The following is a 20,162-nucleotide window of genomic DNA, read 5'->3' as shown; positions in this document are numbered from 1 at the left end:
GCGGCCGGTACCTGGTGACGGCCCCGCCGTCGGGGCCCTGGGGTACAGTGGGAGAACGATGGTTCTCGAGTAAGGGTACGCGGGGTGGCGAGGGCGGATGACGGTGGATCTCGAAGAGACGAAGGAGCGGGTCCTCGACGCGGCCGAGGAGCTCTACTACAGCCGCGGCGTACAGGCCGTCGGCATGGACGCGGTACGGACCGCCTCGGGCGTCTCCCTCAAGCGGCTCTACCAGCTCTACCCGTCCAAGTCCGTCCTGGTCGAGGCGTATCTGCGGCGCCGCGACGCCCACCTGCTGCACGGGCTCGCGCGGTACGTCGAGGCGGTGCCGGGGCCGCCCGAGGAGCGGGTGGCGGCGATCTTCGACTGGCTGTACGAGTGGTTCAGCGAGCCCGACTACCGGGGCTGCGCCTTCATCAACTCCTACGGCGAGCTCGGCGCCACCGCACCGGAGGTGGCCGCGGCCGCCCGCGCCCACAAGGACGCCTTCCAGCGGTATGTGGCCCGGCTCGTCGCCGCCGCGGACCTGCCCGCGCCGCTGGCCGCCCACCTCGCCCTGCTGGCCGAGGGCGCGATCACCACGGCCGCGATATCCGGCACCCCGGAACCGGCCCGGCAGGCCCGCGAGGCGGCCAAGGTGCTGATCGACGCCGCCCGCGCCTGACGCCCGGGCCCGCGCTCCGTGCGTCCGGCCGACGGCTCCGTGCCGGCCGGACGCACGGGCGTCGCGTCAGTCGCGGGCGTCAGTCCGACGAGAACGCCGGGTCACTGACCCCCGCCCGCCCCGTCTCGACATGGCCGGCCAGCCGCCGCAGGAAGCCGCGGTCGTGGTCGGAGGCGACCGACAGGTCGTACCACTGGTGGCTGCGCCGCAGGTCCGCCGTGTGGACGGCGTGCGCACCGGGCCGCAGCCGGTAGGTGGCCGGTTGCGCCTTGCCGTACGCGTCGGTCACGGTCAGCGTCACGGTCGTGTCGCCCCCGTTGGTGAGGGTCAGCCGCACCTGCCCCGCCTTGCGGTCGTGGCGCGCGCTCACCTCGGGCCCCCGCAGGCCGGTGGCGGTGTGGCCGGTGAAGCGCCGCAGGAAGCCTCCGGGCCCGTGGACCGTGAAGTCGTACGCCCCCTGCTGCCGCTCCGCGGTGTCCCAGCTGCCGGACAGCCGCTTCCCCGCCTCGACCGTGTAGCCCCAGGGGCCGGCGGCGTCGGTGGCGGAGGTGACGTGGAAGTGCGCGCCCGCCCGGCCCGGGTTGGCGAAGCCGATCCGCAGCCCGCCGTCGGTGACCGTGGCATCGGCGGCCAGGTCGTACGGCAGCGGCCTGGCGCGGCGCGTGCCCGGCTCCTGCCCGGGCAGCGAGCCGTGCGCCGGGGGCTTGGGCTTGTAGTCGGGGTGGCGCTCGCGGTCCGGGGGCAGATAGCCGCTGGTGTCCGGGAAGGCCGGGAGGTGGGCGTCGGTCCGCGCGAAGTCGAACGCCGCGGTCAGGTCGCCGCACACCGCCCGCCGCCACGGCGAGATGTTCGGCTCGGTCACCCCGAAGCGGCGCTCGATGAACCGGATGATCGAGGTGTGGTCGAGGGTCTGGGAGCAGACCCAGCCGCCGGTGCTCCACGGCGACACGACCAGCATCGGCACCCGCTGCCCCAGGCCGTACGGGCCCGCGACCTTCGACGCGGAGCCCGGGAACAGCTCCCCGGTGGTCTCCACGGTCGACGCGCCCTTCTGCGCGGAGGACGGCGGGTACGGGGGCACGAGATGGTCGAAGAAGCCGTCGTTCTCGTCGTAGGTGATCAGCAGCGCGGTCTTGCTCCACACCTCCGGATTCGAGGTCAGTGCGTCCAGCACCTGGGCGATGTACCAGGCGCCGTAGTTCGGTGGCCAGTTGGGGTGCTCGCTGAACGCCTCGGGCGCCGCGATCCAGGAGACCTGCGGGAGCCGGCCGGCCTTGACGTCGGCCCGCAGGATGTCGAAGTACCCGTCGCCCTTCTTGGCGTCGGTGCCGGTGCGGGCCTTGTCGTAGAGCGGATCGCCGGGCGCGGCGCCGCGGTACTGATGGAAGTACAGCAGCGAGTTGTCGCCGTAGTTGCCCCGGTACGCGTCCTCGATCCAGCCCCAGCTGCCCGCGGCGTCGAGGCCGTCACCGATGTCCTGGTAGATCTTCCAGGAGATCCCGGCCTTCTCCAGGCGCTCGGGGTACGTCGTCCAGGAGTAGCCGGCCTCCGCGTTGTCGAGGACCGGACCGCCGCCGACGCCGTCGTTGCCCGTGTAACCGCTCCACATGTAGTAGCGGTTGGGGTCCGTGGAGCCGATGATCGAGCAGTGGTACGCGTCGCAGATGGTGAAGGCGTCCGCCAGTGCGTAGTGGAACGGGATGTCCTCACGGGTGAGGTACGCCATGGTGGTGGCGGTCTTGGCCGGCACCCAGTTGTCGTAGGCGCCCTGGTGGAACGCGGACTGGCCGCCGTTCCAGTCGTGGTTGAGGCCCTGGAGGAACTGCAGGCCGAGATCCTCGGCGTCGGGGCGGAAGGGCAGCACGTCCTTCGCGCCGTCCGGCTGATGCCACACCGGCTTGCCGCTGGGCAGGGACACGGGGTGCGGGTCGCCGAACCCCCGGACCCCGCGCAGGGTGCCGAAATAGTGGTCGAAGGAGCGGTTCTCCTGCATCAGGACCACGATGTGTTCCACGTCCCGCAGGCTGCCGGTGCGGCGGTTCGCGGGGATCTCCGCGGCCCGCGCGATGCTGTCGGACAGCAGGGACATCGCGGCGCCGCCGCCGGCCAACTGCATAAAACGTCTACGGTCCAGGGAAGTCATGAACGGCCACTCTCCTCGGCGTCCGGGATGGAGCAGGGGGCCGGGGCAGTGTCGTCCGTCAGACGGCACCGCGTCACTGCGGACGGCCAAATCCAGGGAGAATCCTGTGTGAACGCCGACCGCGGGGGAGTGTCGGTGGCGCGCAGTAGGGTTTTCGAGCAAGGACGGAAGACCCGGCGCTGCACCGCGCCGGGGCGGCACGGGGGATGCACGGCGATGGCGGTAATCAGGGTCCCGGAGAGCGAGTCCCATCCGGCGATCACCCATGAGGCGACGCGACGGGCGCTGAGCGAGGCGGGACTGCCGGGCGCCAGCGACCTGATGCGGTTCCGGCCGCTGGCCGAGGGCCGGGCGGTGCCGGTGCCGCGGCTGCTCGACGACTCGGCCGACCCGGCCGAGCTCGACGACCACATCGGCGGCCTGCTGGCCATCGGCCATCTCCTCATAGACGGCGAGGAGGGCGACCATGTGGTGCTGGACGGGGCCACCGGGCGCGTCTTCACCATGTACCTCTTCGAGAAGGACCCCGATCTGATCAAGGTCCTGCCCCTGGCGCCGTCCCTGGGGGCTCTCACCCGCTTCCTCGAAGCCGCCGCCGAACTGGCCGGGCTCCGGGGCCGGTTCGCTCACTTCGCCGGGCGCCTCGGCGCGCGGGCGGTGGCGGACGCCTCCGCGCTGTTCCTCTCGCTCCTCGACGCCGAGGACTGGCACGGCGGCTGGGGCAGCGCGGGCGACCGGGAGGAGTGGGAGCACGCCCTCCCCGCGCTCTGGCGCATCGTCGCGCTCGTCCGGCCGATGGCGCTGATCGCGGGACCGGGCGGCGGGCTGCTGCTCGACCTGCCCGAGGGGCTGCTGGAGGGGGAGTTCACGCCGGAAGGAGTGGTGCGCTTCGACGAGGCCGAGCTGCCCGCCGTACTCGTCCACGAGCCGACCCGGCGCTTCCTCACCCGGACCGGACTGCCCAAGGACGGCCCGATGTTCATGCTGGACACCGATGCCCCGCTGCTGCCCACGCTCGCCTGGTGCCGGGAGGACAGCGAGCGGGGCGAACAGCTCTATGCCTTCCCCGAGGACATGGCCGTCGCGCCCGACCGGCTGCTCCGCCTGGGGTATCTCGTCGATGACGCGTACGTCGTCATCGACGCGGACACCGGAGCCCTCCACGCCTGGTACGTCTCCGATGCCGCCCTGTGCCCGCTGAACGCCGACATAGCCACGCTGGCCTTCACGGTGTGGATGCTGCGTCGCGAGGAAGAGATCAACGAAGAACACGACCTGACCGCCGACATGTACCACCCGCTGGCCGACACCATGGCCGCCGTCCTCGCCTCGGTGGACCCGGTGGCCTGCCGCCCGACGGGCAAGGCCGACGACTGGCGCTACTGGCCGGAGGTCTTCCACGACGAGGCGGGCGGTGTGCTGTAGCGGGGGAGCCCGCGCCGCAGGACACCGTGTGCGTCGCGTCAGCCGAGTTCTGAGCCGTGTTCTGAGCGGCGTTCAACGAGAGGGAGAGTGAGCCCGGGTGCCGAACGACGACGACCTCTGCTTTCTGCCCGCCCTGGACCTCGTCGGCCTGCTGCGCCGCCGCGAGGTGTCCGCACGCGAGCTGCTGACGGCCCATCTCGACCGCATCGAGCGGGTCAACCCCGCGGTCAACGCGATCGTCACCCTGGTCGCGGACCGCGCGCTCGACGCCGCCGAGGCGGCCGACGAGCGGCTTGCGGCCGGGGCCGACCCGGCCGAGCTCGGCCCCCTGCACGGGCTGCCGATCGCCCACAAGGACACCCACAACACCGCGGGCATCCGCACCAGCCATGGATCGCGGCTCGTCGACGGCGTACCCGAGCAGGACGACCTGGTCATCGAGCGGATCAAGGCCGCCGGGGCGATCACCGTCGGCAAGACCAACGTGCCTGAGTTCGCGGCCGGTTCGCACACCTTCAACCCCATCTTCGGCGCCACCCACAACCCGTACGACCTCACCCGCAGCGCGGGCGGCAGCAGCGGCGGCGCGGCCGCCGCGCTGGCCTGCGGCATGGTCCCGCTCGCGGACGGCAGCGACGCCGGAGGTTCGCTGCGCAACCCGGCCTCGTTCTGCAATGTCGTGGGGCTGCGCCCGTCGCCCGGCCGCGTCCCCACCTGGCCCGCCGCGGCCGCCTGGAACACGCTCTCGGTGGGCGGCCCCATGGGCCGTACGGTGGGCGACGCCGCGCTGCTGCTGTCCGCCATGGCGGGGCCCGACCCGCGCTCGCCCATCGCCCTGGAGGAGCCCGGCGCCCGCTTCGCCCGCCCGCTCGACCGCGATCCGCGCGGGCTGCGGGTGGCCTGGTCGCCGGACCTGGGCGGGCTGGTCCCGGTGGAGCCGGCCGTCGTCCGCGCCGTCGAGTCGGCGGTGAAGGTGTTCGACGACCTCGGCTGTGTGGTGGAGGAGGCCTGCCCGGACCTCGCCGAGGGCGAGGAGGTGTTCCGCACGCTGCGCGCCTGGCTCTTCGAGCTCTCCTTCGGCCCGCTGATGGACCACTACCCCGAGGACCACCCCGACGCGCTCAAGCGGACCATCCGGGAGAACGCCGCGGAGGGGCGCCGGCTGACCGGGCCCGCCCTCGGCCGGGCCGAGATGGCGCACACCAGGCTCTTCCACCGGGTGCGCGAGTTCTTCGAGCGGTACGATGCGCTGCTGCTGCCGGTCAGCCAGGTGACGCCGTTCGATGTGACGGTGGAATACCCGACCGAGGTGGCCGGCGTACCGATGGCGGACTACCTGGACTGGATGCGCTCGGCCTACCTGATCAGCGCGACCGGCAGCCCCGCGCTGTCCGTACCGGCCGGGTTCACTCCCGAGGGGCTGCCGGTCGGCCTGCAGATCGTGGGGCCGCACCGCGCGGACTTCGCCGTCCTCCAGATCGGCCATGCCTTCGAGCAGGCCACGCAGCACTGGCGGCGCCGCCCGCCGGCCGTGGGCTAGAGGGAAGGTTCTTGTCCGGTCCGGCGGCCGGACCCCATGATGTTTGCGTGAACATCCGACAGGACGGGGACGCGCGGCAGATGCCCGCGGGGTTGGTCGCGCTCGGTCTTGGCGGCTTCGGGATCGGCCTGACCGAGTTCGTTATCGCGGGCCTGCTGCCCCAGGTGAGCCGCGACCTGGACGTCTCCGAGGCGGCGGCCGGGTGGCTCATCTCGGGGTATGCCCTCAGCGTCGCGATCGGCGCGATCCTGCTGACCGCCGTCACCAACCGCATCCACCGCAAGACCGTCCTCGTCGCGCTGGTGGCGTTGTTCGTCCTCGGCAATCTGCTGTCCGCCGTCGCGTCCGACTACGCGGTGGCGCTGCTCGGCCGGGTCGTCGCCGCCCTGTGCCACGGCTCGTTCTTCGGCATCGGCTCGCTCGTCGCCCGCCGTATGGTCCCGCCGGAGCGGGCCTCGCGCGCGGTTGCCGTGATGTTCGCGGGGCTCACGGTCGCCAATGTGCTGGGCGTGCCGTTCGGCGCACTGGTCGGCGAACGCTGGGGCTGGCGCGCCACGTTCTGGGCGATCACCGGGATCGGCATGCTGGCCGTGGCCGCCATCGCCGTATGGGTCCCGGCCTGGGCGGGCGCCGTGGACGAGGCCCACCGGGCGGCTGGTCTGCGTCCCCAGCTCCGCGCCTTCCGTTCCCGGCAGGTCTGGCTGACGCTCACCGCCACCGCCCTCGGCTACGGCGGCATGTTCGGGGCGTTCAGCTATATCGCGTACACCTTCACCGAGGTCACCGGCTTCTCCAGCACCGACGTCTCCTGGCTGCTCGTCGTCTACGGCAGCGGCCTGGTGATCGGCAACGTCGTCGGGGGCCGGGCGGCCGACCGCGACCGCGATCGCACGCTGATCGCGTCGCTTGCGGGACTCGCCGCCACGCTCGTGGCGTTCGGGCTGCTGGCCGAGGGGCGGGGCGCTTCGGTGGTCCTGGTCTTCCTGATGGGCGTCTTCGGGTTCGCGGGCGTCCCCGGCATGATCACCCGCGTCACGGACGCCGCCGGCGGCGCGCCGCTCGCCGCCAGCGCCAATGTCTCGGCCTCCAACGTCGGCAACGCCCTGGGCGCGTGGCTCGGCGGCCTCGCGATCAGCGTCGGACTGGGCTACACCGCACCGCTGTACGTGGGCGCCGCGGTCGTGGTGCTCGGCCTCGCCGTCATGGTCGTCGCCGCGCGCACCGGGCGCGCCGCTGCGCCACCCGGCTCTGACCGGGCGGCCGGTCACACCCGGCCGGATCAGGAACCCCGGCCCACCACGAGCCGGTAGCCGACCGGGCCCGCGGCGGTCCAGTATGCGGCGGGCGGTTGACGTGGCGCGCGATCTACTGCTGAATGATTGCCATGACTGCCCAGCAGCGCTTGGTCACCCGTGGCCACATCGACTTCGGTCGGGTGTGGTCCGCGGCGTGTTGCGTCTGACTCGGCAGCGGACCGCCCAAGCGGTCCGCCTCCGCTCGTGACCGTCTCGGTCCGAGCCTTCCCACCTCGGCGTTCCCGCGTCTGAGCACTGACTCGCGCGCGGACGGCGCCATGAGCCCGTACGCGCGCCGCCGCGCCCGGGCCATCGCTGTTCTGCCACCTCCCTCATGCCCCTGTACCGCCGCCGTCTCGGCCGGCGCCCAGGGCGGCCGCGGGCTACCCGCGCCCGCTCCCCGTCCACCTCCCCGAAAGGCCACGCGGATGACCTCCGTCGCGCAACCGCCGCCCTCTCCGCTGAAACCGTCCGAGCTGACGGTCGCTCAAGTCTCGGTATCCGATCCACGCGTACGGCCGTTGCTGCGCGAACTGGGCGAGGAGTACTCGACCCGCTACGGCAAGGACGCCCACACCGAACTCGCACGCTACCCCGACGAGGAGTTCACCACGCCACACGGCGGGGCGCTGCTGCTGTTGCTCGAGCACGGCGAACCCGTCGCGGGCGGGGCCTTCCGCCGGTACGACGAGAACACGGCCGAGCTCAAACGGATCTGGACGCACTCGGCACACCGGCGGCGCGGCTTCGCCCGCCGGGTCGTCTCCGAGCTGGAGCGCGAGGCGAGCGCCCGGGGCTATCAGCGGATCTACCTGACCACCGGACCGCGCCAGCCCGAGGCCCGCGGGCTGTATCTGGCCAGCGGCTTCACGCCGCTGTTCGACACGGAGGCCGACCCGGAGACCATCGGCCCGCTCCCGTTCGAAAAGCACCTCACCGCCCGGCACGAGAATCACGACGCTGACCTTGAGGACCTCGCGTTGCTGAAGGTCGTGCCCACCCGCCACTACGCCCGCTGGGCCGCCGCCCTCGCGGTCCTGGTCCTCACCGTCCAGTTTCTCCATGGGCTGCTCACCAACCCCGTGTGGCAGTGGGAGGTGTTCGGCGAATACGTACTGTCCGAGACCATCGTCACCGCCGTCGGGGTGACGTTGCAGCTCACCGCCTACTCGATGCTGCTCGGCTTCGCACTCGGCACGGTGCTGGCGTTCATGCGGCTGTCGGCAAGCCCCGTGCTGCGCACCGTGGCCTGGACCTACGTCTGGATCTTCCGCTCCATCCCGATGATCGTCCAGCTGGTGTTCTGGTTCAACCTCGGTGCCCTGTACAGGGAGTTGGGCATCGGCATCCCCTTCGGCCCGGTGTTCTGGTCCGTCAGCAGCAACGACCTGATCGGGACCATCGGCGCGGCCCTCATCGGCCTGACGCTGCACCAGGCGGCCTACTGCGCGGAGATCGTCCGCGGCGGTGTCCTCTCGGTCGACCGGGGCCAGCTGGAGGCCGCGGCGGCGCTCGGCATCCCCAGGCTGCGGCAGATCCGGCGGATCGTCCTGCCGCAGGCCATGCGGGCCATCCTGCCCACCGCGGGCAGCGAGATCATCAGCCTGCTCAAGGGCACCTCGGTGGTGTACGTGATGGCCATCGGCGAGCTCTTCTACCAGGTCAAGGTCATCTACGGGCGCAACGGCATGGTGATCCCGCTGCTGATGGTCGCCACCGCCTGGTACGTGTTTCTGACCTCCGTGCTCTCGGTCGCCCAGTACTACGTCGAGCGCCACTTCGCCCGCGGCGCCGAGCGCACCGTGCCCCCCACCCCGTTCCAGCGCGCCCGGCGCTTCGCGTCGCGCCTGCGGGCCGCGGCCGTACAGCGCCGCCGGCCGGCCGCACCCCTGGGAGGCGGTCATGGGTGAGGTGATGGTGGAGGTGCGCGGGGTCCACAAGAGCTTCGGGCCGCTGGAGGTGTTGCGCGGCGTGGACCTCCAGGTGGGCACCGGTGAGGTCACCGTGGTCCTCGGCCCGTCGGGATCCGGGAAGTCCACGCTGCTGCGCACCATCAACCACCTGGAGAAGGTCAACCGCGGCTGGATCAGCATCGACGGCGAGCTGATCGGCTACCGCAGATCGGGAAACCGGCTGTACGAGCTGAAGGAGCGGGACGTTCTGCGGCAGCGCACCCATATCGGGTTCGTCTTCCAGGACTTCAACCTCTTCCCGCACCTCACCGTGGAGGAGAACCTGATCGAGGCGCCCATCGCCGCGCTCCGCCGCCCGCGCAAGGAGGCCGTGGCGGGTGCGGCGCGGCTGCTGGAGCGGGTCGGGCTCGCCGACAAGGCGGGCGCGTATCCCCGGCAGTTGTCCGGTGGTCAGCAGCAGCGGGTGGCCATCGCCCGCGCGCTGGCCCTGGAACCCAAAGTGCTGCTGTTCGACGAGCCCACCTCGGCACTCGACCCGGAACTGGTCGGCGAGGTCCTGGATGTGATCAAGGACCTGGCACGGACCGGCACCACCATGATCGTCGTGACCCATGAGATCGGCTTCGCCCGCGAGGTCGCCGACACGGTGGTGTTCATGGACGGCGGTGTCGTCGTGGAACAGGGGCCGCCCGCGGCCGTTCTCGACGCCCCGCGCCACGAGCGCACCCGCGCCTTTCTCTCCAAGGTCCTGTGACCGGCCCCGGCCCTCGCCCGCATACCCGTATCCGCATCCGCAGCCGTACGCGTACTCGTAGAGCAAGGAGATCCACCATGCCCACCCGCCGCTTCGCCACCGCCGCCCTCTCACTCGCCGCGGCCCTTGTCCTCGCCGCCTGCGGCAACCCCTCGGACGGCGGCACGACCGAGGTCGCGGCCAAGGACGGCACCCGTACGAAGATCAACCTGAGTGCCGACCAGAAACGCATCACCACCCCCAAGGTGGACTCCATCGCCGCACAGGTGCCCGCCGGGATACGCAAGAGAGGCACCCTGGAGATCGTCGACTCCTCCGACTCCGCCGCGCCGCTGACCTTTTACGCCACCGACAACAAGACGGTCATCGGCGTGGAGCCCGATCTCGCCTATCTGGTGGCCGATGTGCTGGGTCTCGAGCCGCATCTCAACACCGTGTCGTGGGAGAACATCTTCGTCGGCCTGGACAGCGGCAAGTACGACGTCGGCTTCAGCAACATCACCGACACCGAGGAGCGCAAGGAGAAGTACGACTTCGCCAGCTACCGCAAGGACGACCTGGCCTTCGAGGCGAAGAAGGGCAGCGGCCTGAAGGTCACCGGACCCAAGGACGTGGCGGGCAGGACCGTAGCGGTGGACACCGGCACCAACCAGGAGAAGCTGCTGGTCGAGTGGAGCGAGGAGAATGTGAAGGCCGGCCGTGAGCCGGTGAAGATCAAGTACTACCAGAACCAGAGCGACACCTACCTCGCGCTCGCCTCCGGCCGGATCGAGCTCTTCCTCGGCCCCAACCCGACCGCCGCCTACCATGTGGCCTCCGCCGGGCAGACCGAGATCGTCGGCACCTACTCCGGTGCCGGCGCCACCCTCCAGGGCCTGATCGCGGCCACCACCAAGAAGGACAACGGACTGGTCAAGGCGGTGAACTCGGCGCTCAACGAGATCATCGACAACGGGAGCTACGCGAAGGTGCTGGGGCGCTGGGGTCTGTCGGCCGAGGCCATCGAGAAGTCGGAGATCAACCCGCCGGGCCTGCCCAAGACCAATAAGTGACCGATCCGGGGCGCGGGGCCGCACGGCTCTCGCGCCCCACCCCGATTTGGCACCGTTCAGTTACAGAACGAACATCCCAGGCACACTGTGGTGTACAAGGATTTGGGGATGTCGCCACCGATCTGATTTCACGGAATGTACGGGGGATTCCATGCATCGTTCCATCGCTGCCGCCGCGGCGGTCGTCGCACTCACCGCCGCTCTCACCGCTTGTAATGGGTCGGACGGGGACGGCGACAAGGCCGGGACGACGAAGAAGGGCACCCACTCCAGCGGCGCCGTCGAACCCGGCGGTGAGAAGTCGCCGGAGGCCGCGCCCAGCGGCGCGAGCTCGACGGGTGCCAAGCTCGGCGACACCCTCTCGCTCACAGGAATCGTGGGCCTGGGTGAAACGACCGCGCCCACGGCCGACGTCACGCTGAACAAGTTCGTGGACAACGCGAAGGCCCAGGGCCCCTACTTCGACCCCCCCGACGGAAACCGCCTGGTCGCAGCGGAGTTCACGATCGTGAACACCGGCACGGTCACCTACAGCGACCCCCCGTACACCCCCCCGACGGTCGTCGACACGGCCGGAACGGCGCACAACGGCAAACCCGGGGATCCCACCGTCGGCGAGTCCCTGAGCATCACGATGACTCTCTCGCCGGGGGAACGGGCCACCGGCTGGGTGATCTTCGACGTGCCGAAGAGCGCGAAGATCGCGAGCGTGACGTGGCAGATGGACCGCACAGGGCTCGACACGGAACGCATCGGGACGTGGACCCTCTAGGGGCGCCCCGGTCCCCACGGGACGGATGAGACCGCGAGCCGCCCTTGGGATGGGCCGCCGTATGTGCGGATACTGGGCGGTATGCGTATTGAATTCGATCCCGAGGCTGTAGGCCGCACTCCCTTCTACAAGCTGCTGACCTCCGTGGTCGTCCCCCGGCCGATCGCCTGGGTGTCCACCGTCTCGGCCGCCGGGACCTGCAATCTGGCGCCGCACTCCTTCTTCACGGTGGCCTGTGTGGCCCCGCCGATCGTGCAGTTCACCTCGGTGGGGCGCAAGGACTCGCTGCGCAATGTGGAGAAGACCGGGGAGTTCGTGGTGAACTTCGCGCCCGAGCAGCTGTTTGAGCAGATCAACGAGACGGCGACGGACTTTCCGCCCGAGGTCGGGGAGTTCGAGGCGGTGGGCATCGCGCGGGAGCCGAGTCTGCGGGTGAAGCCGCCGCGGGTGGCGGCCTCGTCGGTCGCTCTGGAGTGTGAGCTGCACAGCACGGTGCGGCTCGGGGACTCCACCGTGGTGTTCGGCCGGGTGGTGCACGCCGCGGTCGATGAGCACGTCATGGACGACGGCCACCCCGAGGTGACCAGGCTGCGTCCGCTGGCCCGGCTGGGCAAGGACGAGTGGGCGACGCTCGGCGAGGTGCTGGAGCGGCCCCGGATCCGGTACGCGGACTGGGACGGCGGCGCGGGCGGCGCCGGGCTGAGTGGTTCGTAGGGCGGGGTCCGCGCCGGCTGCGATCGTCTTCGACGTCGGCTCGACTCTGGTACGTGAGGACCGGTACTGGGCCGCGTGGGCCGACTGGCTGGGGGTTCCCCGGCATACGCTGTCCGCGCTGGTCGGGGCGGTGGTCGCGCGGGGGCGGGAGGACGTGGAGGCGATCCGGCTCGTACGGCCGGGGGCGGACATCCGGGCCGAGCGGCTGGCGCGCGAGGCGGCCGGACGCGGGGAGTGCCTGGAGGAGGCGGATCTGTATCCGGACGTACGGCCGGCCCTGGGCGCGCTGCGGGCGCTCGGGGTCCGGGTCGTCGTGGCCGGGAATCAGACGGAGCGCATGGGTGAGCTGCTGCGCGCGCTGGAGCTGCCGGTGGACGGGGTCGCCACCTCCGCGCAGTGGGGCGTCGCCAAGCCCGATCCGCGCTTCTTCGGCCAGGTCGTGGAGCTGGCACAAGCCGCTCCCCACGAGACCGTGTACGTGGGCGACTACCCGGCGCTGGACATCCGTCCCGCCAAGGCCGCCGGGCTGCGGGCGGCGCATGTCCGGCGTGGGCCGTGGGGGCATCTCTGGGCGCGCTCGGCCGACGCGGCGATGGCGGACTGGTGCGTGGACTCGCTGACCGAGCTGGCCGGGGTGATCGAGGCGGCCCACAGCCTTGGGTAGGGCTCACACGGAGTGTGACGCATTCACACCCCGTGTGATGAGAGTGCATGCATATATCTACCGCACACCCTCCCGCGGAACGCGGTGTGGTGGTTGAGTCTTCATACAGCCCGCTCAGGTGTGCCAGACCTGGGCGAAGGGGCCGCCGGACTCCCTCCCTCCTCGGCCGGCGGCCCACCCCCCTCTTCCCGCCGTGAAGCCGCTGCGCAAAGCCGCTGCACAGAGCCGCCCGCATCGTCCGGGGGCGGATCGGTAATTCGATCGGCCCCGGCGGCGCGGGCGGCTAGAGTGGGTCCCGCGCCTCCCGGTGCGCAGGCTTGCGGTTACTTCTTTTGGGTAGAAACGCGTTCGCGCGTGCGGGGATCGAACCCCGCAGAACCGCTGCCGCTCCGATCTCGGGAGGCGCTTTCCGTCTCCGCCTCCGCTTCCGTCTCCGTCAGCCCGCGGACTCGGCCGCGTGCGCGCTCAGCACGCCGAACGCGACGAGCCCGAACACCGCCAGGCCCAGCAGCACCCGGTAGTACACAAACGGCATGAAGCTCTTGGTCGAGATGAACTTCATAAACCAGGCGATAACCGCATATCCCACAACAAAAGCGATAACCGTGGCGAAGATCGTCGGGCCCCACGCCGTATGCCCGTCCGAGGCGTCCTTCAGCTCGTACGCTCCGGAGGCCAGCACCGCGGGCATTGCGAGCAGGAACGAGTAACGGGCCGCCGCCTCGCGCGTATAGCCCATCAGCAGACCGCCGCTGATCGTCGCGCCGGACCGGGACACGCCCGGCACCAGCGCCATCGCCTGGCAGACGCCGAAGATCAGGCCGTCCTTGACGCCGAGTTCGCGCAGCGTTTTGCGCTGTACGGGGGTGCGGTGCTTGCCGCCGCTCTCGTCGCGGGCCGCCCGCCAGTCGGCGAAGCCCAGCACCAGGCCCATCACCACCAGCATGGTGGCGGTGAGCCGCAGATCACGGAACGGGCCCTCGATCTGGTCCTTGAGGGTCACCCCGAGCACACCGATGGGTATCGAGCCGACGATCACCAACCATCCCATCTGGGCGTCATGGTTGCCGCGCCACTCCTTGCTGAAGAGCGAGCGGAACCAGGCCGAAAGGATGTTGGCGACGTCCTTGCGGAAGTAGATCAGCACGGCGAGCTCGGTGCCGATCTGGGTGATGGCCGTGAAGGCGGGGCCGGGGTCTTCCCACCCCGCGAAGGCGGCGGTGAGCCGCAGATGGGCGCTGGAGGAGATCGGCAGGAACTCGGTCAGCCCCTGGACCAGCCCGAGAATGAAAGATTCGAACCACGACATCGCGTCTACGCTATCCAAGGCTGATCATGCACTGACCGGCGCAGCGGCGGGTCAGGCGGGGTGGCCGACGGGGAGACCGGCCGCTGTGGATCAACGCCGGTCGTCGGGCAGCGTACCGTCCCTTGGTAAGAGCCCTACTAACACCCTGGTCTTCCGGTCACCGGCGGGGTGCACTGATCGGTTTCCGGAGCAGTGTCGCCGAGCCGGGCCCGCCTGCGCCAGGCCACCACGAAACCCGCGAGCGCGGGCAGCGCGATACACGCCAGCGCGGCCAGGAACACCGGCGAGGTCGGGGTGGTGGCGCGGCTGCCCGCCACCGCGTACGCGGCGGTGTTCGGCACACTGCCCAGGCCGGTCGCCAGCAGGAAGGGCAGCCAGCCCATCCGTGACACGGCGGCGCAGTAGTTCGCGGCAGCGAAAGGCACGCCCGGGAACAGCCGGATCGCCAGCATCGAGCGGAACCCGTGCCGGCTCAGCTGCCGATCGGCCGCCACCAGCCAGCGGCCGCGCAGCAGCGGCCGCAGCGCGTCCTGCCCCAGCAGCCGGCCCAGGCCGAACGAGACACCGGCGCCGAGCACCGTGCCGGCCACCGCCGCGGCCAGCCCCGTGGACGCCCCGAACAGCGCGCCGGCCGCCAGATTCAGCAGCGGACGGGGCACCAGGGCCGCGGCGCAGCCCCCGTAGACGACCGCGAACACCACCGCGGCCGTGGCGCCGGACAGCTGCGGCGGCCACCCGTCGGCCAGCAGCCGGTGCGGCTGCCACGCCCAGACCGCGCCCGCCGCACCCGCCAACAGCGCCACCAGCAGGCACAGGCGCAACCGCGGCGAGAACAGCGCGCGGGCGCGGCGCACGGCCGGTGCGGCGGGCGCGGGCGCGGGCGGGGCGGCGGCATCGAGCACCGAAGGAGCGTAACCGACGGGCATGAAGCGCCAGGTCGGGTCGTGGGATCCAGGCCGCGAAAAACCAGTCGACGGGCGTCCCGCGATAGGCGACGATCAACGCATGTTCCGGCAGCCCTTCTTCGAGCTTGTGTCCGCGGTCGCGGACGCGCCGAAGGCTGCCGTCGTTCTTCTCGCATCGCCTGCCGCGGCCTCCGCATCCGCCTGCCTCGACGGCGCCCGACTCTGACCCTCCCCGGACAGCTCCGACCGGACCCCACCAGGGGAGGGTCGGTCCGGCCCTGGGGTCCTCCTTTCATCCATCGCTGTTCCGAGGAGGAACGGGAGCATGTCCAAGCAGACCTACGTGCGCACCAAGCCGCATCTGAACATCGGCACCATCGGCCATGTCGACCACGGCAAGACCACGTTGACCGCCGCCATCACCAAGGTGCTCAGCGAGCGCGGCGCCGGCGGCACGTACGTCCCCTTCGAGCGCATCGACCGGGCGCCGGAGGAGGCGGCGCGCGGCATCACCATCAACATCGCGCATGTCGAGTACGAGACCGACACCCGCCACTACGCGCATGTCGACATGCCAGGCCACGCCGACTTCATCAAGAACATGGTGACCGGCGCCGCCCAACTCGACGGGGCGATCCTCGTCGTCTCGGCGCTCGACGGCGTCATGCCGCAGACCGCCGAGCATGTACTGCTCGCCCGTCAGGTCGGGGTGGACCACATCGTGGTCGCCCTCAACAAGGCCGACGCGGGCGACCCGGAGCTCACCGACCTCGTCGAGCTCGAGGTGCGCGAACTGCTGTCCGCGCACGGCTATCCCGGCGAGGCCACGCCCGTCGTACGGGTCTCCGGGCTGCGCGCGCTGGCCGGCGACCCGCGCTGGACAGGCTCCATCGAGGCGCTGCTCGACGCGGTCGACACCTATGTGCCGATGCCAGTGCGCTACACCGACGCGCCGTTCCTGCTCCCGGTGGAGAACGTGCTGACCATCACCGGGCGCGGCACGGTTGTCACCGGCGCCGTCGAGCGCGGCACGGTCCGCGTCGGCGACCACGTGGAGGTGCTGGGCGCCGGCACCACGACGGTGGTCACGGGCGTCGAGACGTTCGGCAAACCGATGGAGTTCGCCGAGGCCGGGGACAACGTGGCGCTGCTGCTGCGGGGCGTCGCGCGGGACACGGTGCGCCGCGGCCATGTGGTCGCCGCGCCCGGCAGTGTGGTGCCCCGGCGACGCTTCAGCGCGCGGGTGTACGTCCTGTCGGCGGCGGAGGGAGGCCGGCGCACGCCGATCTCCACCGGCTACCGCCCGCAGTTCTACATCCGCACGGCCGATGTGGTCGGCGATGTCGACCTCGGCGTGACGGGCGTGGCCCGGCCAGGTGACACCGTCACCATGGACGTCGAGCTCGGGCGCGCGCTGCCGCTGGAGTCCGGCCTGGGCTTCGCCATCCGCGAGGGCGGACGGACGGTGGGCGCGGGCACGGTGTCCGCGGTGGCCGACGAGCCGTGAGGTGAGCGCGCGGCCGCCCCGGTACTCGAGGCCCCCCGGTACGCCCGGGGGACCGGCCGTACCGGGGCGGCCGTGACCATGCGCTTCACGCGGCACAATATGAGCGTGGACGAGCCGATACCCGTGATCCGTGACGTGGACCACGGCACCGCCAAGCTGATGCCCGACGTGGACCGCCCGCGCGCCTGGCTGCTCACGGTGGACGGTTCCCCCCAGTCGTACGTCGACCTGGACGACCCCACCCACCTGGAGTTCGAGTACGCGCGGCGGCTCGCGCACGTCCTGGAGCTCACCGGCGCCCCCGGCACCCCGCTGGACGTGCTGCACCTGGGCGGCGGGGCGCTGACCCTGCCGCGCTTCGTGGCGGCCGTCCGCCCCGGTTCGCGCCAGGAGGTGATCGAGGCCGACGGCAAGCTGCTCGAGCTGGTCGCCGAGCGGCTGCCGCTGCCCGCCGGGTCGGGGATCGCGGTACGCCGGGCGGACGCCCGTACCGCGCTGGAGGCCACACCCGAGGCGTCCGCCGATGTGATCGTGGCCGATGTCTTCGGCGGTGCGCGTGTCCCCGCGCATCTCACCTCCGTCGAGTACGCCCGCGCCGCCGCCCGGGCGCTGCGCCCGGGCGGCCGCTATACGGCCAACCTCGCCGACAGCGCGCCCTTCACCTTCCTCCGCTCCCAAGTGGCCACGCTCCAGGCGGCCTTCGCCCATCTGTGTCTGATCGCCGAGCCCGCCGTGCTGCGCGGCCGGCGGTTCGGCAACGCGGTGCTCGTGGCCTCGGACGATGAACTGCCGGTCGACGACCTCGCGCGCCGCACCGCCGCCGACGCCTTCCCGGCGCGGGTCGAGCACGGGGCGGCGCTGGAGCGCTTCGTCCAAGGGGCCGCGCCCGTACGGGATGTGGACGCGGTGCCCTCACCGGAGCCGCCGGGCGGCGCGTTCAGTATTGGCTGATGCCGCTCTCCGCGGCGGGTTCGGCGGGTTCGGCATGGGTGGCCGCGGGCGCGGGCGTGCGCCGCCGCAGCCGGCGTACCTCCGGCACCGTCAGCACGGCCAGGGTCAGCAGCAGGATCAGCGCCGAGCACCCCCACAGCGCGGCGGTGCGGCCGAAGGCGCTCTCGGCCGGGCCCGTGAGCGCCGTGGCGAGCGGGACCATGGACACCGAGCCGAACCAGTCGTACGCGGAGACCCGCGACAGTTTGTCCTCGGGGATCTCCTGGTGCAGCGCGGTCATCCAGGACACGCCGAACACCTCTATGGAGAGGCCGCCGACGAACATCACCGCGCACAGGGCGGGGACGGGCAGCGGGACGGCGAGCGCGGCCGACGGGAGGGCGAACGGGAACACGCACACCGTGCCGACCAGCAGTAGCCGCCGCGGTTTCCAGCGCGTCATCAGCAGCCCGCCCAGGACGGTGCCGACGCCGTACGCGGCCAGCGCGAGCCCCCAGGGCCGGGCGCCGCCCAGGTGTTCCTCGGCGACCAGCGGTCCGTACACCGCCTCGACCGCCGCCACTACGGCGTTGACCACCGAGAACTGCACCACGATGCTCCACAGCCAGGCCCGGCCGGCCACCTCCTGCCACCCCTCGTGCAGATCCCGCAGCAACCCGCCGCCCTCGCGTCTGGCCACCGGACCGACGTCGAGGAAGGCGCGCAGGGCTCCGGCGAGGGCGAAGGCGGCGGCGTCGACGGCCAGCACCCAGCCAGGGCCGAAGGCCGCGATCAGCGCGCCGCCGAGCGCCGCGCCGCCGATCTGCGAGCCGTTCATGCCCATCCGGAAGACCGCGAAGGCGCGGCCGGCCTGTTCGCCCTCCACGCTGGAGAGCAGCATGCCCTCGGCGGCGGGGGAGAAGAACGCCTGCCCGGTGCCGCCGAGCGCGGCGAGCACGGCCATCTGCCACAGCCGTGCCTCGCCCGACAGCACAAGCGCGGCGAAGGCGGCCTGGGACAGGCAGTTGAGGGTGTTGGCCGCGACCATCACGCGGTGCCTCGGCAGCCGGTCCGCGACCGCGCCGCCGATCAGCAGAAAGACCACGAGCGGGATGGTGCGGGCCGCGGCGACGAGGCCGACGTCGCCGCTGTCCCCGCCGGCGTCCAGGACCGCGAACGCCGCCGCGATCAGGGCCCCGGCGTTGCCGAGGCCCGTCACCACGGCGGCGGCGGTCAGCAGGGTGTAGTTGCGGCCGGCCCAGGCGGGGCGGCGGGGGCGGTGGCGCGAGGCCGAGGGGATGGTCACCAGCGGACTATCCCCGGGGGCGGGCCCCGGCGCCAACCGGATTTCGGCCTGATCGGCTCAGGAAGGGAAGCGGCTCAGGAACGGAATCGGTTCAGGAGGAGAGTCGGCTCGGGAGGGGAGTCTGCTCAGGTACCGGACTTCAGCGGCCGCAGCGTGCTCATGACCTTCTTGATGGTCTCGTCGGAAACCTCGTCCTTGACGCCCTTGGCCGCGTAGAGGACCCAGGTCGCCCAGTCGCCGTTGATGTCCGTGTAGGTGACCGTGAACGTCTTGCCGTCCGACGAGCACTTGCCGGTCTTCTTCACACCGGTGACGGTGCCCGAGGAGGAGTAGCCCTTGATGCCGTATTTGTTCGTGAACTTCGTGGGCGTGGTGAATTTGTAGTCGCCGGTATCGTCCTGGTCGAAAACGGCGTACAGCCAGTTGGCCGCCTCGGTCTTGGCGGCCGCGGCCTGGCTCTTGGCGCCTTGGGCGCCCTTGGTGCCCGCTCCGGCCAGGGGGCTCGACAAGGTGACACCGGTCTTCTTGTCCTTGACCGTGCAGTTGTCCTCCTTGTAGTAGGCGGGGCCGGTCATCGAGATGAGCGGCTTGCCGTCCTTGGAGAACGTGCTCATGGTGTCGGGGGACTTCACGTACCAGCCGGCAGGGACGTCGAAGGCGTCGTGGCGCTTGGGGTTGGTGACCGTCTTCCAGCCGGGGATGACCGGCTCGACGGTGTGGCCCGCGCGCGGGTTGTCCTCGTCGCTGCCGCCGTCGTCCTGCGAGGGCGTGTCCTTGGACGAGGACGCGGTTGCGGAGGGCTTCTTGTCGCCCTTCGCGGAGTCCTTCTTGTCGTCGTCCTTGTTGATCACCAGCACGGCGGTCACCGCGGCGGCCGCGACCACCGCCACCGCCGCGACGATGGCGACGACGGCCGTACGGTTCTTCTTCCGCGGCGGCTCGGGCGGGCCCGGCTGCACGGCGGGGGTGCCCCATGCCTGCGTGGGCATGTGGTGCATCTGCTGCGGCTGCTGCCCCTGCGGTGGCTGCGGCTGAGCCGGTGGCTGCGGCTGGGGCTGTGGTTGAGCCTGCGGCTGGGGCTGGCCCTGAGGCTGCCCCGGCTGAGGCGGCTGGGGCTGCTGATACGGATTCGGCTGGTGGTAACCCGGCTGCTGATACGGGTTGGGCTGTTGATACCCCGGCTGCTGATAGGGGTTCGGATTTTGCGGGTTCTGCTCGCCCCCGGGCGGCTGCTGTCCTGGCCACATGGCCAGTAACCATAAAGGGGGC

Annotated in this window: 19 protein-coding genes; 14 read left to right on the top strand and 5 right to left on the bottom strand. The window is 71.4% G+C overall.

Annotated features, from left to right (window positions below; genetic code table 11):
• Positions 1–97: 97 nt before the first annotated feature.
• Positions 98–664 (top strand): TetR/AcrR family transcriptional regulator, encoded by a 567-nt coding sequence (locus tag ACH4U7_RS43870; RefSeq protein WP_398533363.1) that lies wholly within the window; start codon positions 98–100, stop codon positions 662–664.
• Positions 665–743: 79 nt separating this feature from the next.
• Here the strand turns inward: ACH4U7_RS43870 and ACH4U7_RS43865 are convergent, their stop codons facing one another.
• Complete coding sequence (locus ACH4U7_RS43865; protein WP_398533362.1) at positions 744–2,807, bottom strand: phosphocholine-specific phospholipase C; 2,064 nt, start codon at positions 2,805–2,807, stop codon at positions 744–746.
• 216 nt (positions 2,808–3,023) lie between these two features.
• Here ACH4U7_RS43865 and ACH4U7_RS43860 point away from each other — a divergent pair, with 216 nt between their 5' ends.
• The 9 genes from ACH4U7_RS43860 (at position 3,024) to ACH4U7_RS43820 (ending at position 12,936) form a co-directional block, all read left to right on the top strand.
• Positions 3,024–4,232, top strand: a complete 1,209-nt coding sequence (locus tag ACH4U7_RS43860; protein WP_398533361.1) for an SUKH-4 family immunity protein — start codon at positions 3,024–3,026, stop codon at positions 4,230–4,232.
• A gap of 97 nt (positions 4,233–4,329) precedes the next feature.
• Positions 4,330–5,772: an amidase gene (locus tag ACH4U7_RS43855; protein ID WP_398533360.1), complete on the top strand. Its 1,443-nt coding sequence runs from the start codon at positions 4,330–4,332 to the stop codon at positions 5,770–5,772.
• 80 nt (positions 5,773–5,852) lie between these two features.
• Positions 5,853–7,082 carry an MFS transporter gene (locus tag ACH4U7_RS43850; RefSeq protein ID WP_398533418.1) on the top strand — a complete coding sequence of 410 codons (1,230 nt, stop codon included), beginning with the start codon at positions 5,853–5,855 and terminating at the stop codon, positions 7,080–7,082.
• 263 nt (positions 7,083–7,345) lie between these two features.
• Positions 7,346–8,977 (top strand): GNAT family N-acetyltransferase, encoded by a 1,632-nt coding sequence (locus ACH4U7_RS43845; protein ID WP_398533359.1) that lies wholly within the window; start codon positions 7,346–7,348, stop codon positions 8,975–8,977.
• A complete protein-coding gene (locus tag ACH4U7_RS43840) occupies positions 8,970–9,734 on the top strand; it encodes an amino acid ABC transporter ATP-binding protein (RefSeq protein WP_398533358.1) in 765 nt (254 codons plus the stop codon). Before ACH4U7_RS43845 ends, ACH4U7_RS43840 begins: the two co-directional genes overlap by 8 nt.
• 77 nt (positions 9,735–9,811) lie before the next feature.
• A complete protein-coding gene (locus ACH4U7_RS43835) occupies positions 9,812–10,786 on the top strand; it encodes an ABC transporter substrate-binding protein (protein ID WP_398533357.1) in 975 nt (324 codons plus the stop codon).
• Between the two features lie 151 nt (positions 10,787–10,937).
• The gene (locus ACH4U7_RS43830; protein ID WP_398533356.1) at positions 10,938–11,558 is read left to right on the top strand and encodes a DUF4352 domain-containing protein; all 621 of its coding nucleotides are present in this window, start codon (positions 10,938–10,940) and stop codon (positions 11,556–11,558) included.
• An 81-nt stretch (positions 11,559–11,639) separates the two neighbouring features.
• A complete protein-coding gene (locus tag ACH4U7_RS43825; protein WP_398533355.1) occupies positions 11,640–12,272 on the top strand; it encodes a flavin reductase family protein in 633 nt (210 codons plus the stop codon).
• Positions 12,262–12,936 carry an HAD family hydrolase gene (locus ACH4U7_RS43820; RefSeq protein WP_398533354.1) on the top strand — a complete coding sequence of 225 codons (675 nt, stop codon included), beginning with the start codon at positions 12,262–12,264 and terminating at the stop codon, positions 12,934–12,936. Before ACH4U7_RS43825 ends, ACH4U7_RS43820 begins: the two co-directional genes overlap by 11 nt.
• A gap of 436 nt (positions 12,937–13,372) precedes the next feature.
• Here the strand turns inward: ACH4U7_RS43820 and ACH4U7_RS43815 are convergent, their stop codons facing one another.
• Positions 13,373–14,245 (bottom strand): undecaprenyl-diphosphate phosphatase, encoded by an 873-nt coding sequence (locus tag ACH4U7_RS43815; protein ID WP_398533353.1) that lies wholly within the window; start codon positions 14,243–14,245, stop codon positions 13,373–13,375.
• A gap of 137 nt (positions 14,246–14,382) precedes the next feature.
• Entirely contained in the window at positions 14,383–15,171 is a 789-nt protein-coding gene (locus tag ACH4U7_RS43810; RefSeq protein WP_398533352.1) for a TVP38/TMEM64 family protein, read from the bottom strand.
• Here ACH4U7_RS43810 and ACH4U7_RS43805 point away from each other — a divergent pair.
• From ACH4U7_RS43805 to ACH4U7_RS43795, 3 genes are all read left to right on the top strand, one after another.
• Entirely contained in the window at positions 15,170–15,376 is a 207-nt protein-coding gene (locus ACH4U7_RS43805; RefSeq protein ID WP_398533351.1) for a hypothetical protein, read from the top strand. The genes ACH4U7_RS43810 and ACH4U7_RS43805 overlap by 2 nt on opposite strands.
• Positions 15,377–15,475: 99 nt before the next feature.
• Positions 15,476–16,657, top strand: a complete 1,182-nt coding sequence (gene tuf, locus ACH4U7_RS43800) for an elongation factor Tu (RefSeq protein ID WP_398533350.1) — start codon at positions 15,476–15,478, stop codon at positions 16,655–16,657.
• 99 nt (positions 16,658–16,756) lie between these two features.
• A complete protein-coding gene (locus tag ACH4U7_RS43795; protein ID WP_398533417.1) occupies positions 16,757–17,608 on the top strand; it encodes a spermidine synthase in 852 nt (283 codons plus the stop codon).
• Here ACH4U7_RS43795 and ACH4U7_RS43790 read toward each other — a convergent pair.
• Positions 17,595–18,893, bottom strand: coding sequence for an MFS transporter (locus ACH4U7_RS43790; protein ID WP_398533349.1), 1,299 nt, complete (start codon positions 18,891–18,893; stop codon positions 17,595–17,597). The two genes, ACH4U7_RS43795 and ACH4U7_RS43790, sit on opposite strands and share 14 nt — an antisense overlap.
• 125 nt (positions 18,894–19,018) lie before the next feature.
• Positions 19,019–19,882: a hypothetical protein gene (locus ACH4U7_RS43785; RefSeq protein WP_398533348.1), complete on the bottom strand. Its 864-nt coding sequence runs from the start codon at positions 19,880–19,882 to the stop codon at positions 19,019–19,021.
• Here ACH4U7_RS43785 and ACH4U7_RS43780 point away from each other — a divergent pair, their 5' ends adjacent.
• On the top strand, positions 19,883–20,149 hold the full coding sequence (locus ACH4U7_RS43780) for a hypothetical protein (protein ID WP_398533347.1): 267 nt from the start codon (positions 19,883–19,885) through the stop codon (positions 20,147–20,149).
• Positions 20,150–20,162: the final 13 nt, after the last annotated feature.

It is taken from the genome of Streptomyces sp. NPDC020845, from assembly GCF_044334165.1.
In the GTDB taxonomy this organism is placed as follows: Bacteria; Actinomycetota; Actinomycetes; order Streptomycetales; family Streptomycetaceae; genus Streptomyces.
This window is presented reverse-complemented; position numbering and strand designations above follow the sequence as displayed.